This is a genomic window from Variovorax sp. GW823-FHT02B07 (assembly GCF_058797695.1).
In genome coordinates this window covers 618,010-630,062 of sequence record NZ_JBXAJX010000001.1, presented here as the reverse complement: position 1 = coordinate 630,062, position 12,053 = coordinate 618,010, and the positions used below count along the sequence as shown (strand labels likewise).

Below are 12,053 nucleotides of genomic sequence, written 5' to 3'. Positions count from 1 at the left end.
ATGGATGGCGGGGTCAGGCGAGCCCGACGCCGAGGTATCTGTCTTTCACGTCGTGGTCGGCCATGAAGGCGGCATTGCCGGCCTCGTGCACGATCACGCCCTGCTCCACGATGTAGTGGCGGTCGGCCAACTGCACGCAGACCTCGAGGTTCTGCTCGACCAGCAGGATGGCCACGCCCGCGGCCTTGATGGTCTTGAGCTGCGCGACGATCTCTTCCACGATCACCGGCGCCAGGCCTTCCACGGGCTCGTCGAGGATCAGCAGGCGCGGGTGGTTCATGAGCGCGCGGCCGATGGCCAGCATCTGCTGCTCGCCGCCCGACAGCTGCCCGCCGCCGTTGCGCCGGCGCTCCTTCAGGCGCGGAAAGATGCGGTAGATGTCGGCCAGCTGCCAGGGCGAATCGCGCCGCAGGCCGAGCAGCAGGTTCTCTTCCACCGTGAGCAGCTTGAAGATGCCGCGGTGCTCGGGCACGAGGCACACGCCGCGCGTGGCGATGCGGTGCGGCGGCTGGCCCGCGATGTCCGCGCCCTGGAAGCGCACGCGCCCTTTCGTGGGCGTGACGGCGCCGGCAATGCTCTTGAGCGTGGTCGACTTGCCCGCGCCGTTGCGGCCCAGCAGCGTGACCAGTTCGGCCTCGCCCACCGTGAGCGACACGCCCTGCAGCACATGGCTCTTGCCGTAGTGCGCGTGCAGGCCTTCGACTTCGAGGATGCTCTTCGCGGCGCTCATGCCTTGCCTCCGGTGATCATGTTGCCCAGGTAGGCCGTGCGCACGCGCGCATCGGACCGGATGTCGCCCGGCAGCCCCTCGGCCAGCACGCGGCCCAGCTGCATGACGGTCACGGTGTCGGAGATGTCCATCACGATGTTCATGTTGTGCTCGATCAGCACCACGGTGTGCGCGTCGCGCAGGCCACGGATGAGATGCTTCATGTCGTCGAGGTCGTCGATGCCCATGCCCGAGGTCGGCTCGTCCAGGAAGATGGCCTTGGGCTTCGCGGCCAGCGCCATGCCCACTTCGAGGCGGCGCTGCTGGCCGTGCGAGAGCACGCTGGCGGGCGTGTCGGCCAGCCGTTCGAGGCCGACGCGCGCGAGCACCTCGGCCACCGTGTCGGCGCAGGCGCGCTCGCCGATGGGCGCGCGCCAGCAGTTCATGGCCTGGCGCGGCGCAACGCCCTGCGCCGCCACGCGCAGGTTCTCGCGCACCGACAGGCTGGGGAACAGGCTCGTGACCTGGAACGAGCGCGCCATGCCGCGCTGCACGCGTTGATGGTCGGGCTCGCGCGTCACGTCGTGGCCGTCGAACAGGATGCGCCCGCCGGTGGTCGTTCCGGTGCCCGTGAGCATGTGGAACAGCGTGGTCTTGCCCGCGCCGTTGGGCCCGATCACCGAGTGCACGGTGTTGCGCCTGATCTTCAGGTCGACGCCGCCGAGCGCGGCGAACTTGCCGTAGTGCTTGGTGACGCCGATGGCTTCGATGAGGATGTCGCTCATGCTTGTTCTCCTTGCACGGCCGGCGCCTTGGCCTCGGCCGCCGTCTTGCGGAACACCCGGCGCCAGGCGCTTTCGCCCAGGCCCCAGAGGCCGCGTTGCATGCCGATGCTCACGCCGATCAGCAGCAGGCCCAGCAGCAGCAGCCAGCGCGGCCACAGCGTGGAGAGCCAGTCGGCCAGCAGCACGTAGAAGGCCGAGCCCAGCACCGAGGCGAAGAGGTTGCCGGTGCCGCCGATCACGGTGATGACCAGGATCATTTCGCTCGTGTGGTACTCGGCGTTGGACAGCGGCGCGATGCCGGTCATCATGGCGTGCAGGCCGCCGGCCAGGCCGGTGACGGCGCCCGAGATCACGAAGGCCAGCAGCTTGAAGCGCTTCAGGTCGTAGCCCACGGCAGCGGCGCGGTCCTCGTTGTCGCGGATGGCGAGCAGCGTGCGGCCGAAGACCGAGTCGGTCACCTTGAGCAGCAGCGCGAACGCGGCCAGGAAGATCACCGCCACGAAGGCGTAGTACTTCCACGGCGTATCCATGAAGGCCGGGCGCGGCACGTCGAGCAGGCCGTTGTCGCCGCCCGTGAGCCCCGAGGCCGTGTAGGCGATGAAATAGAACATCTGCGCAAAGGCCAGCGTGAGCATCACGAAGTAGGTGCCGCGCTGGCGAATGGCGACCCAGCCGACCACCGCCGCGCCCAGTGCGCCCATGCCGATGGCGGCGAGCAAGGCGAGCGGCATCGGCAGTTGCAGCCGCGTGAGCAGGATCGCGATGGTGTAGCTGCCCAGCCCGAAGAAGATGCCCTGGCCGAACGAGAGCAGCCCCGTGTAGCCCAGCAGCAGGTTGCAGCCCAGCGCGGCGAGCGCGTAGATGAGCACTTCGCTCGCGAGCGAGCCCGAGCGCATGAACAGCGGCAGCGCGAGCGCGACGATCAGCGCCAGCAGGAAGGTGTATTTCTTTGGCATGGCGCGTTCATCCTCTGCGGCCGAGCAGGCCATGCGGGCGCAGCAGCAGCACGGCGCCCATCGCGATGTAGATCATCAGGCTCGCCCCCGGCGGCCAGATGGTGCTCATGAGGCTTTGCACGATGCCGATCAGCACGCCGCCGACCAGCGCCCCGCTGAAGCTGCCGAGCCCGCCGATCACCACGACCACGAAGGCCACGCCCAGCGCCTCGACGCCCATGAAGGGCTCGGCCCCGCGGATCGGCGCGGCCAGCACGCCCGCCAGCGCCGCCGTGGCCGCGCCGAGCGCGAACACCAGGCTGAACACGCGGAACACGTTGATGCCCAGCAGCGAGACCATCTCGGTCGATTCGCTGCCCGCGCGCACCGCGCTGCCCAGGCGCGTGCCTTCGAGCACCCACCACAACCCCACCGCGAGCACGGCGGTGAAGCCGATCACGAAGAGGCGGTACTTCGGGTAGATGAAGCTGCCCCACATCACCACGCCCTGCAGCAGGTCGGGCGTGGGCACGCTGTTGCCCAGCGGGCCCCAGAACACGATGACGATCTCCTGCACCGCGAGCGCCAGGCCCACGGTCACGAGGATGTGGAACTCGTGCGCCTTGGCATACACGCGGCGCAGCAGCAGCTTCTCGGCCAGCCAGCCGAGCGCGCCGACGAACAGCGGCACCAGCACGAGCGCGGCCCAGAAGTTGAGCCCCCATTGCATGGCCTGGAAGCACAGGTAGGCGCCCAGCAGGTAGAAAGCGCCGTGCGCGAAGTTCACGAAGCGCAGCAGGCCGAACACGATGGACAAGCCAACGGCCAGCAGGAAATACAGCATGCCGATGCCGATTCCGTTGATGGTCTGGAGCAGGTAGACGGACATAGGTGTCGTGGGGGTGGCAAACGTGCAGGCGGCACGCGCCCTGCCCGCGCCCAAAAACGGCGCGGGCGCGGCGCGAAGCCGGGCGGCGTCAGGCCAGCTTGCAGCCGGTCTTGTCGACGGGCAGGAAGGACTTGCCCGAGCTCACCACGTCCACGTAGTCGGCCGGATTCACCATCTTCGACTTCGCCTTGCCCTTGAGCAGGTAGTAGTCCTTGATGACCTGGTGGTCGGCCTTGCGGATTTCTTCCACGCCCGTGAGGCCGTCGAACTTCATGCCTTCGAGCGCCGCGACCACCGCCTTCGGATCGACCGTGCCGGCCTTCACGATGCCGTCGATGAGGATCTTGGTGCAGATGTACGAGCCGGCCAGGCTGTAGTTGGGCACGATCTTGAGCTTGTCGGCGGTGCGCTTCACCAGGTCCTTGTTGAGCGGCGTGTCGACCGTGTGCCAGTACTGCGCACCGAAGTAGACGCCGTCGCACAGGTCGGCGCCCAGCTCGTCGAACTGCTCCAGGCCCGAGGCCCAGGCCATGAGGATCGTCATGTTCTTGTGCATGCCGAAGCTCACCGCCTGGCGCAGCGCGGCCGACGACTGCGCGCCGAAGTTCAGCAGCAGCAGCACGTCGGGCTTGGCGGCCATGGCGTTGGTGAGGTAGCCGCTGAACTCCTTGTCGTTGAGCGAGTGGTAGCTGTTGCCCACGTGCTCGATGCCCTTCTCCTGGAAGATGGTCTTGGCCGCGCTCAAGAGGCCGTCGCCGAACACATACTGCGGCGTGATCGTGTACCAGCGCTTGGCCTTGGGCATGGACGCGATCAGCGGGCGCACCGTCTGCTCGATCGCACCGAAGGTGGGCACCGACCAGCGGAAGGTGGCGGGGTTGCAGTCCTTGCCGGTGATCTCGTCGGCGCCCGCGGTGGTGATGAACAGGCCGCCGGCCTTCTCGGCCTCCTTGCCCATGGCCAGCGCCTCGGACGACAGGATGCCGCCGACGAAGAACTTGGCGCCCTGCTGCTGCGAGGCCTCCTGCACCTTGCGCACGGCCGTGGCCGGCTTGCCCTCGGTGTCGAGCACCGTGTAGGCCAGCGGCCGGTTCAGCACCTTGCCGTACTGCTCGATCGCCAGCTTGGTGCCCAGGTCGGCGAACTTGCCGTTGGCCGCGAAGGCACCCGACATGGGCACCGGCGCACCGAATCGGATCGCGTCGGTGGCCTGGGCGAAGACCGAGCGGCTCATCAGGAGCGAAGCCGGGGCGGCCGACAGGGCGGCCAGCTGAAGGAGTTGTCTGCGTTGCATGGGGTTCTCCGGTCGTGGTGTGGGAAGTGGGGAAGAAAACACAGTGCCTGCGATCGCCGGCAATTTAAGCGGATAAATAGGATTAATATGTTGGTAAAAACCCGTTAGCAAGCCCCGTGCCCAAACCCAACCCGACCCTGCCGATGACGCCGTTAAGATCGCGCGCTGTTGCGCATCCCGCGCATCTCCCGATGTGCATGGATGGAGCGTTTTGATGAGAGTGGGGCACAACCCTCCGAAGCGGCAGAAGCTCTCGGACGTCATCGTCGAAGACGTCAAGCGATGGATCGTTGCCGAGCGCAAGCAGCCCGGCGACCGGCTACCGAACGAGAAGGAACTGATCGAGCTCTTCGGCTATTCGAAGAGCACGGTGCGCGAGGCGCTGAAGGCGCTCGAGGTGCGCGGGCTGATCTCGATCCGCACCGGCCCAGGCGGCGGCGCGTACCTGCAGCAGGTGTCGGTCGACCATGCGTCGGAGCCGCTGCGCAACTTCCTGCACTTTCATCACCTGGACGGCCACCACATCTACCAGCTGCGCAAGGCGCTGGAGCCCGAACTGGCCGTGAGCGTGGTCGGGCGGCTCACGCCCGAGCAGTTCGCGCGGCTCGAAGACAACGTGCGCCTGTGCACCGTCGAGCCGACCAACGAGGACGAATTGCGCACCCAGCGCGAGGCCGAGCTGGCCTTTCACACGATGCTGGCCGAGGCCTGCCCCAACCCGGTGCTGTCCTTCATGTGCCGCTTTCTCAACGACCTGCTGCGCGACCTCGTCGTCTACAAGAAGGCGCTGGACCACCACCACTTCGGCGAGACCAATGTGGACTACCACACGCAGCTGCTGGCGGCCTACCGCAAGGAAGATGCGGACGAGGTGCGGCGGTTGATGGTGGAGCACATGGTGGATGCGGAGCACCACATGCATGAGATGGAAGCGCACATCGGGGCGAAGCATTTGTTGCTGCCCAGCGGACAGCGATAGCACCACAAAGGTCTAGAAGACCTTGCGGAACCGCTCGGCCCTGCCGAAGCGCACGGCGACAGTGCCGTTCGCCTCGAATCCGCATCGAAGGTAGAACGACCCGGCGTGCGGATTGCCGGTGACGTGGAGTGCCGACGCACCCTGGCGCCGGGAAAGCTCGACACAGTGCGCGACCAATGCCTTGCCGATGCCGCGACGCCATGCCTCGGGCTCGACGAACAATCCATCGAGCTCGGCGCTACCGTCATCGTTGGGCAGCACGACAGCGAATCCCGCCACCGCGCCATGGATCTCTGCCACGAACACCCGGCCATCGACGATCTGGGCCAGAGGCAGTTCGATGGCGTCCGGATCGGACTGAATCGCCTCGCGATCGCCAGGGTTCGCGAGCGATGCGCGCCGCTGCAAGTCTTCGAGTGCCCGGTGTTCCGACGCAAGTGCAGGGCGAATACGCAGTGGTGTTTCGGTCATTTGGGGTAGTTTCAGTGCCATCAGATCTGCTTCGCACCGCCATGCGCCTGCTCCAGGCACGTCTGAAACGCCAGCACCGCCCGTGAAGGCTTCGGCGACCGCCGCAGCAGGCTCACGAACCGGCACGCATAGTTGAAGCGCGCCGGCAGCACCGCCTTCATCAGCCCGCGCTGCTCGAACACCTGCGCGTAGTGGTCGGGCAGAAAGCCCAGGAAGCGCCCCGACAGGATCAGCGTCGCAATCGCCTCCTGGTCGAACCCCGTCGCCTTGCGCGACAGCCTTGCCCGGTGACTCAGTTCCATGTTCGGCGAGTGATACCCCAGCCCCGCAAAATGGTGCTCGCCCAGTTTCGACCAGGTGAGCTTGCCGTGCGGGCTGTCGAACAGCGGATGCCCCTGGCCGCAGTACAGCAGCATGGTTTCGTCGAACAGGTCGGCATACACCAGGCTCTTCGAGCTGCGGTGCGCCGGGATGATGCCGATCTGGAAGTTGCCCTCCAGCACGCCCTGCTCGATGGCGTTGATGGAGCCCACGTGCACCGCCAGGTTCACCTCGGGCGCGATCTCGGTGAAGCGCGCAATGGCCTCGCCGATGCGCGCCTTCGGGTTGGTCGCGGTCTTGTCGAACAGCGCCACGTCGAGCTGCCCGCCCATGCGGTTGTGGATGTCGTCGATGCTGCCGCGAAAGGCGTCGACCGAGGCCAGCAGGCGCAGCGTCTCGTCGTACACGCGCTGGCCCTCGGCCGTGAGCGCAAAGCCCGCCCGGCCGCGCCGGCACAGCACGAGGCCCAGGCGCGTCTCCAGGTCTTTCACATGGCGGCTCACGGTGGAGGTGCCGATGTTCAGCTCCAGCTCGGCCGCCGCCATGCCGCCGCAGTCGACCACGCTCTTGAACACCTTGAGCAGGCGCAGGTCCATGTCGCTGAGCTGCCCCAGCACGGCGCGGTTGCGGGTGCCCTGGGCAGCGGTTTCGTCGGCGGGCGAGGCCTTGGCCTTTACTTGCATGGATCGTCAAGTGAACATTGATATTGCGCCATTCTCCACACTGAAGGCGTTGCGAACAATCGGCGCATCCCTTCACCCCCGGAGCCCGCCTTGCGCGGGATGCGCCATGACCCTCGCCACACCCGCCATCGAACCCACGCCCACCGCGCGCACCGACGCCGCCTGGCTCGAGGCGCACTGGATGCCCTACACCGGCAACCGCAACTTCAAGGCCGATCCGCGGATCATCGTGGAGGCCAAGGGCGCCTACTTCACCGACAACGACGGCCGCAAGATCTTCGACGGCCTGTCGGGCCTGTGGTGCTCGGGCCTGGGCCACGGCCGCCCCGAGATCACCGAGGCGGTGAGCCGCCAGATCGCCAAGCTCGACTACTCGCCCGCCTTCCAGTTCGGCCACCCGCTCTCCTTCGAGCTGGCCAACAAGATCAAGGAACTGACGCCCGCCGGCCTGGACTACGTGTTCTTCACCGGCTCGGGCTCCGAAGCCGCCGACACCTCGCTGAAGATGGCGCGTGCCTACTGGCGCACCAAGGGCCAGGCCGGCAAGACGCGCCTGATCGGCCGCGAGAAGGGCTACCACGGCGTGAACTACGGCGGCATCTCGGTGGGCGGCATCGCGGCCAACCGCAAGCTGTTCGGCCAGGGCGTCGAGGCCGACCACCTGCCGCACACGCAGCTGGCCAGCAACGCCTTCTCGCGCGGCATGCCCGAAAGCGGCGCCGAGCTGGCCGACCGCCTGCTCGACCTGATCGCGCTGCACGACGCCTCGACCATCGCGGCCGTGATCGTGGAGCCCTTCGCGGGTTCGGCCGGCGTGGTGATTCCGCCCAAGGGCTACCTGAAGCGCCTGCGCGACATCTGCACGGCCAACAACATCCTGCTGATTTTTGACGAAGTGATCACCGGGTTCGGCCGCTGCGGCGCGCTCACGGGCGCCGATGCCTTCGGCGTCACGCCCGACATCATGAACATCGCCAAGCAGGTCACCAACGGCGCGCAGCCGCTGGGCGCCGTGGTGGCCAGCAAGGACATCTACGACACCTTCATGGCCGCCGGCGGCCCCGAGTACATGCTCGAGTTCCCGCACGGCTACACCTACGGCGCGCACCCCGTGGCCTGCGCCGCCGGCATCGCCGCGCTCGACGTGCTGCAGAAGGAAGACATGATCGGCCGCGTGCAGACGCTGGCCCCGCACTTCGAGAACGCCGTGCACAGCCTGAAGGGCAGCAAGCACGTCACCGACATCCGCAACTACGGCCTGGCCGCCGGCATCACCATCGCCGCGCTGCCGGGCGAGCCCGCGCGCCGCCCCTACGAGATCGCGATGAACTGCTGGAAGAAGGGCTTCTACGTGCGCTACGGCGGCGACACGATCCAGCTCGCACCGCCTTTCATCGCCGAGAAGGCAGAGATCGACCGCATGGTCAACGCCCTTTCCGACGCACTCGCCGAAACCAACTGATCCCTTTCGAGATACCCAGTCATGCAACACGACAAGAACGTCACCGCCACCATCGGCCACTTCATCGACGGCAAGCACGTCGGCGGCGGCAGCCGCGTGCAGCCGGTGTTCGACCCCGCCACCGGCCTGTCGGCCAAGAGCGTCGCGCTCGCCGACAAGCTCACGGTCGAGCAGGCCATCGCCTCGGCGCAGGCCGCCTTCCCGGCCTGGCGCAACACGCCGCCGCTCAAGCGCGCCCGCGTGATGAGCCGCCTGAAGACGCTGCTCGAAGAAAACGCCGACACCATCGCCGCGCTGATCACCGCCGAGCACGGCAAGGTGCTGGCCGACGCGCACGGCGAGCTGCAGCGCGGCATCGAGAACGTCGAGTACGCCAGCTACGTGCCCGAGCTGCTCAAGGGCGAGCACAGCAAGAACGTGGGCCCGTCGATCGACTCGTGGAGCGAGTTCCAGGCCATGGGCGTGGCGGCCGGCATCACGCCGTTCAACTTCCCCGTCATGGTGCCGCTGTGGATGTGGCCGATGGCCGTGGCCTGCGGCAACACCTTCGTGCTGAAGCCCTCGGAGCGCACGCCCTCCTCCACGCTGTTCATGGCCGAACTCGCGCTGCAGGCCGGCCTGCCGCCGGGCGTGCTGAATGTGGTCAACGGCGACAAGGAAGCCGTCGACACGCTGCTGACCGACCGCCGCGTGAAGGCCGTGAGCTTCGTGGGCTCCACGCCCATCGCCGAATACATCTACACCACGGGCACGGCCCACGGCAAGCGCGTGCAGGCGCTCGGCGGCGCCAAGAACCACGCGGTGGTGATGCCCGACGCCGACATCGGCAACGCGGTGAGCGCGCTCATGGGCGCGGCCTACGGCTCGTGCGGCGAGCGCTGCATGGCGATCCCACTGGTGGTGGCCGTGGGCGACGCCACGGCCGACGCGGTGGTCGAGGGCCTGAAGGTCGAGATCGCCAAGATGAAGGTCGGCCCCGGCACCGACAACGGCAACGACATGGGCCCGCTGGTGACCCAGCCGCACTTCGAGAAGGTCAAGGCCTTCGTCGACGCGGGCGTGGCCGCCGGCGCCAAGCTGGTGGTCGACGGCCGCGGCATCCAGGTCGAAGGCCACGAGGGCGGCTACTACCTGGGCGCCTGCCTGTTCGACCACGTGAAGCCCGGCATGACGATCTACCAGGAAGAGATCTTCGGCCCGGTGCTCGGCGTGGTGCGCGTGAAGACGCTGCAGGAAGCCATGGACCTGATCGACGCGCACGAGTACGGCAACGGCACCTGCATCTTCACGCGCGACGGCGAGGCCGCGCGCTGGTTCAGCGACAACATCCAGGTCGGCATGGTCGGCATCAACGTGCCGCTGCCGGTGCCCGTGGCCTACCACTCGTTCGGCGGCTGGAAGCGTTCGCTGTTCGGCGACCTGCACGCCTACGGCCCCGACGCCGTGCGCTTCTACACCAAGCGCAAGACCGTCACGCAGCGCTGGCCCTCGGCCGGCGTGCGCGAGGGCACGATGTTCTCGTTCCCCTCGAACCGTTGATGCGGTAGCCGCGGGTCAGGCCTTGTCGGCTTTTCCCGCGGCGTTCGCGAGCTTGCTGAGCATGCGGTCCACCAGCCATGGCTGGCGGTCCTCATCCTCAGCGCGTTCCTTGCGGCGGATCGCGTTGCGCACGACGATCGAGCCCACATAGCGCATCGGCTCCGGCGGAAAGTAGCCCAGCGGCCCGCCCGTGATCGGGCTGCGCGTCCATGCGTTGTCCTGGTCGAGCACCAGCGACGACAGGATCTGCCCGCCCATGTAGGTCGGCCCCACCCCGTTGCCCGAGTAGCCGAAGCCGTAGTAGATGTGCGGCGCCCCATCGAGCTTGCCGAAGAACGGAAAGCCCGTCACCGAGCGGTCGGACGGGCCGTTCCAACTGGCGGTGATCGGCGTGTTGCTCAGCGCGGGAAAGAAGGAATGCAGCGCCTGCGTGAGCTCGCCCTCGTAGGGCGAGCGCTCGTCGAACACCTTGGCCATGCGACCGCCCCACGCGAAGGTGTTGCCGCCCTTGCCCAGCATGATGCGACCGTCGACCGTGCTGCGGTAGTAGTACACGAAGGTGCGCGAGTCGAGCACCGACACGCCGTCGGTCAGGCCGATCTGCTGCAGCAGCTCGGGGCAGCGCTCGGTGATGATCATGTCGCTCGAGACGATGGCGATGGTCCGCTCGAACTGCGGGAAGCGGCTGGCCATCCACGCGTTCATCGCGAGCACCAGTTTCTTCGCACGCACGCGACCGGTGGGGGTGTGCACCAGCACGGGCTGGTCGGTGCTGAAGTCGAGCATCGGCGTGCGCTCGTGGATGCGGATGCCCATGGCCAGCGCCACGCGCCGCAGCCCGCGCACCAGCTTGCCCGGATGCACGGTGGCGGCGATCGGCGAGTACACGCCGGCCAGGTTGCGCGCCGAGCCCGAGCGCCGCGCCACCTCGTCGGGCGGCAGCGCGTGGTACGAATGGATGCCGCGCGCCTCCAGCGCCTGCATCATCGGATCGAGCGTGCCGATCTGCGCCTGCGAGGTCGCGGTGTAGAGCGTGCCGTCGCGCCGCAGCTCGGCGTCGATGCCGTGCGCCGCGCAGAAGTCGGCGATGTGCCCCACCGCCGCTTCCGACGCCTTCACGAGGCGCACCGCCTCGTCTTCGCCGAACAGCCGCCGCAGGGTCAGGAACTTGGCCGACCAGGTGAGCAGGCAACCGCCGTTGCGCCCGCTCGCGCCGGCGCCGCACAGGTCGCTTTCGAGAATGACGATGTCGAGCGTGGGCGCCTGCAGCTTGGCCTGGATGGCCGTCCACAGGCCGGTGAAGCCGCCGCCGACGATGCAGACGTCGGCGCTGGTTTCACCTTGCAGCGCCGGGGCCAGATCGCCATCATTGAAGAGCGCTTGTTCGATCCAGAAGGGGCGCATCCGTGTGCCTTAAGCAGTGGTGAGGGCTTGCCGGTGTTCGGCGGAACTGATCTCGAGGTGGCGCACGAAGTGCGCGAGGCCGGGCATGTCGGCATCGGCCAGCTTGGCCGTGTCGTCCCACTGCCGCAGGCGCACTGCGTCCATTGCATACGGCAGCGTCTCGAAGGCGTTGGCCTGCGCCTCGTCGAACACGCCGCCCTGCAGTTGCAGGCTGCGCTTCGAGTCGGGCGACAGCGCCTCCAGGTAGCCCGGCACGCGCGCGCACAGGAAGCGCTTGGCGTCCACATGCAGCCGGATCGGCTCCAGCGTGGCCGGGCCGAACAGCGCACGCAGGAACGGCAGGCAGCGGTACTGGTGCAGGTCGTCCAGGCCCTGCTGCGTCGGCGTGCCGCCGAAGTCGTGCAGCAGGTGGCCCAGGTCGTGCAGCAGGGCGGCGGCGATCAGCGCGCTGTCCGCCCCCTCCTGCTCGGCCAGGTGCGCCGACTGCAGCGCATGCTCCAGCTGCGTGACCGGCTCGCCGTCGTACTGCGCATGGCCCTTGGTCTCGAAGAGGCCGACGATGTCGGGGATGCTGAGGCTCAT

General features: G+C 67.8%; 12 protein-coding genes. 3 read left to right on the top strand and 9 right to left on the bottom strand.

Annotated features, from left to right (window positions below; all coding sequences use genetic code 11):
* Window positions 1-13 precede the first annotated feature (13 nt).
* The 5 genes from AC1RGU_RS03040 to AC1RGU_RS03020 all read right to left on the bottom strand — a co-directional run bounded on the left by AC1RGU_RS03040 (window position 14) and on the right by AC1RGU_RS03020 (window position 4,612).
* Entirely contained in the window at window positions 14-730 is a 717-nt protein-coding gene (locus tag AC1RGU_RS03040) for an ABC transporter ATP-binding protein (protein WP_492694644.1), read from the bottom strand.
* Window positions 727-1,494 (bottom strand): ABC transporter ATP-binding protein, encoded by a 768-nt coding sequence (locus AC1RGU_RS03035; RefSeq protein ID WP_139701858.1) that lies wholly within the window; start codon window positions 1,492-1,494, stop codon window positions 727-729. The genes AC1RGU_RS03040 and AC1RGU_RS03035 overlap by 4 nt, the downstream gene beginning before the upstream one ends.
* Window positions 1,491-2,450 carry a branched-chain amino acid ABC transporter permease gene (locus tag AC1RGU_RS03030; protein WP_062468748.1) on the bottom strand — a complete coding sequence of 320 codons (960 nt, stop codon included), beginning with the start codon at window positions 2,448-2,450 and terminating at the stop codon, window positions 1,491-1,493. The genes AC1RGU_RS03035 and AC1RGU_RS03030 overlap by 4 nt, the downstream gene beginning before the upstream one ends.
* 7 nt (window positions 2,451-2,457) lie before the next feature.
* Window positions 2,458-3,318, bottom strand: a complete 861-nt coding sequence (locus tag AC1RGU_RS03025) for a branched-chain amino acid ABC transporter permease (protein ID WP_095744319.1) — start codon at window positions 3,316-3,318, stop codon at window positions 2,458-2,460.
* An 88-nt stretch (window positions 3,319-3,406) separates the two neighbouring features.
* Window positions 3,407-4,612: an ABC transporter substrate-binding protein gene (locus tag AC1RGU_RS03020; protein ID WP_492694641.1), complete on the bottom strand. Its 1,206-nt coding sequence runs from the start codon at window positions 4,610-4,612 to the stop codon at window positions 3,407-3,409.
* Between the two features lie 214 nt (window positions 4,613-4,826).
* Between AC1RGU_RS03020 and AC1RGU_RS03015 the strand changes: the two genes are divergently transcribed.
* On the top strand, window positions 4,827-5,591 hold the full coding sequence (locus AC1RGU_RS03015) for a FadR/GntR family transcriptional regulator (protein WP_062468755.1): 765 nt from the start codon (window positions 4,827-4,829) through the stop codon (window positions 5,589-5,591).
* 12 nt (window positions 5,592-5,603) lie between these two features.
* Here AC1RGU_RS03015 and AC1RGU_RS03010 read toward each other — a convergent pair whose 3' ends face one another.
* A complete protein-coding gene (locus tag AC1RGU_RS03010) occupies window positions 5,604-6,083 on the bottom strand; it encodes a GNAT family N-acetyltransferase (protein ID WP_492694638.1) in 480 nt (159 codons plus the stop codon).
* On the bottom strand, window positions 6,083-7,066 hold the full coding sequence (locus AC1RGU_RS03005; RefSeq protein WP_492694636.1) for a LysR family transcriptional regulator: 984 nt from the start codon (window positions 7,064-7,066) through the stop codon (window positions 6,083-6,085). Before AC1RGU_RS03005 ends, AC1RGU_RS03010 begins: the two co-directional genes overlap by 1 nt.
* Window positions 7,067-7,172: 106 nt before the next feature.
* On the opposite strand from AC1RGU_RS03005, the gene aptA reads away from it, so the two are divergent.
* Both aptA and AC1RGU_RS02995 read left to right on the top strand, forming a co-directional pair.
* A complete protein-coding gene (gene aptA / locus AC1RGU_RS03000; protein ID WP_492694634.1) occupies window positions 7,173-8,528 on the top strand; it encodes an omega-aminotransferase AptA in 1,356 nt (451 codons plus the stop codon).
* A gap of 21 nt (window positions 8,529-8,549) precedes the next feature.
* Window positions 8,550-10,067: a CoA-acylating methylmalonate-semialdehyde dehydrogenase gene (locus tag AC1RGU_RS02995; RefSeq protein ID WP_095744313.1), complete on the top strand. Its 1,518-nt coding sequence runs from the start codon at window positions 8,550-8,552 to the stop codon at window positions 10,065-10,067.
* A 15-nt stretch (window positions 10,068-10,082) separates the two neighbouring features.
* Here AC1RGU_RS02995 and AC1RGU_RS02990 read toward each other — a convergent pair whose 3' ends face one another.
* Together AC1RGU_RS02990 and AC1RGU_RS02985 are read right to left on the bottom strand one after the other, a co-directional pair.
* Complete coding sequence (locus AC1RGU_RS02990; protein WP_492694632.1) at window positions 10,083-11,471, bottom strand: FAD-dependent oxidoreductase; 1,389 nt, start codon at window positions 11,469-11,471, stop codon at window positions 10,083-10,085.
* Window positions 11,472-11,480: 9 nt separating this feature from the next.
* Entirely contained in the window at window positions 11,481-12,053 is a 573-nt protein-coding gene (locus AC1RGU_RS02985; protein WP_062468773.1) for a phosphonate degradation HD-domain oxygenase, read from the bottom strand.

Excerpts from the sequence above, each read along its gene's own strand:
- AC1RGU_RS03035 (WP_139701858.1), bottom strand. The coding sequence starts at position 1,494 with ATGAGCGACATCCTCATCGAAGCCATCGGCGTCACCAAGCACTACGGC.
- AC1RGU_RS03005 (WP_492694636.1), bottom strand. The coding sequence starts at position 7,066 with ATGCAAGTAAAGGCCAAGGCCTCGCCCGCCGACGAAACCGCTGCCCAG.
- AC1RGU_RS03015 (WP_062468755.1), top strand. The coding sequence starts at position 4,827 with ATGAGAGTGGGGCACAACCCTCCGAAGCGGCAGAAGCTCTCGGACGTC.
- AC1RGU_RS02990 (WP_492694632.1), bottom strand. The coding sequence starts at position 11,471 with ATGCGCCCCTTCTGGATCGAACAAGCGCTCTTCAATGATGGCGATCTG.
- AC1RGU_RS03020 (WP_492694641.1), bottom strand. The coding sequence starts at position 4,612 with ATGCAACGCAGACAACTCCTTCAGCTGGCCGCCCTGTCGGCCGCCCCG.
- aptA (WP_492694634.1), top strand. The coding sequence starts at position 7,173 with ATGACCCTCGCCACACCCGCCATCGAACCCACGCCCACCGCGCGCACC.
- AC1RGU_RS02995 (WP_095744313.1), top strand. The coding sequence starts at position 8,550 with ATGCAACACGACAAGAACGTCACCGCCACCATCGGCCACTTCATCGAC.
- AC1RGU_RS03030 (WP_062468748.1), bottom strand. The coding sequence starts at position 2,450 with ATGCCAAAGAAATACACCTTCCTGCTGGCGCTGATCGTCGCGCTCGCG.
- AC1RGU_RS02985 (WP_062468773.1), bottom strand. The coding sequence starts at position 12,053 with ATGAGCCTCAGCATCCCCGACATCGTCGGCCTCTTCGAGACCAAGGGC.
- AC1RGU_RS03010 (WP_492694638.1), bottom strand. The coding sequence starts at position 6,083 with ATGGCACTGAAACTACCCCAAATGACCGAAACACCACTGCGTATTCGC.
- AC1RGU_RS03040 (WP_492694644.1), bottom strand. The coding sequence starts at position 730 with ATGAGCGCCGCGAAGAGCATCCTCGAAGTCGAAGGCCTGCACGCGCAC.
- AC1RGU_RS03025 (WP_095744319.1), bottom strand. The coding sequence starts at position 3,318 with ATGTCCGTCTACCTGCTCCAGACCATCAACGGAATCGGCATCGGCATG.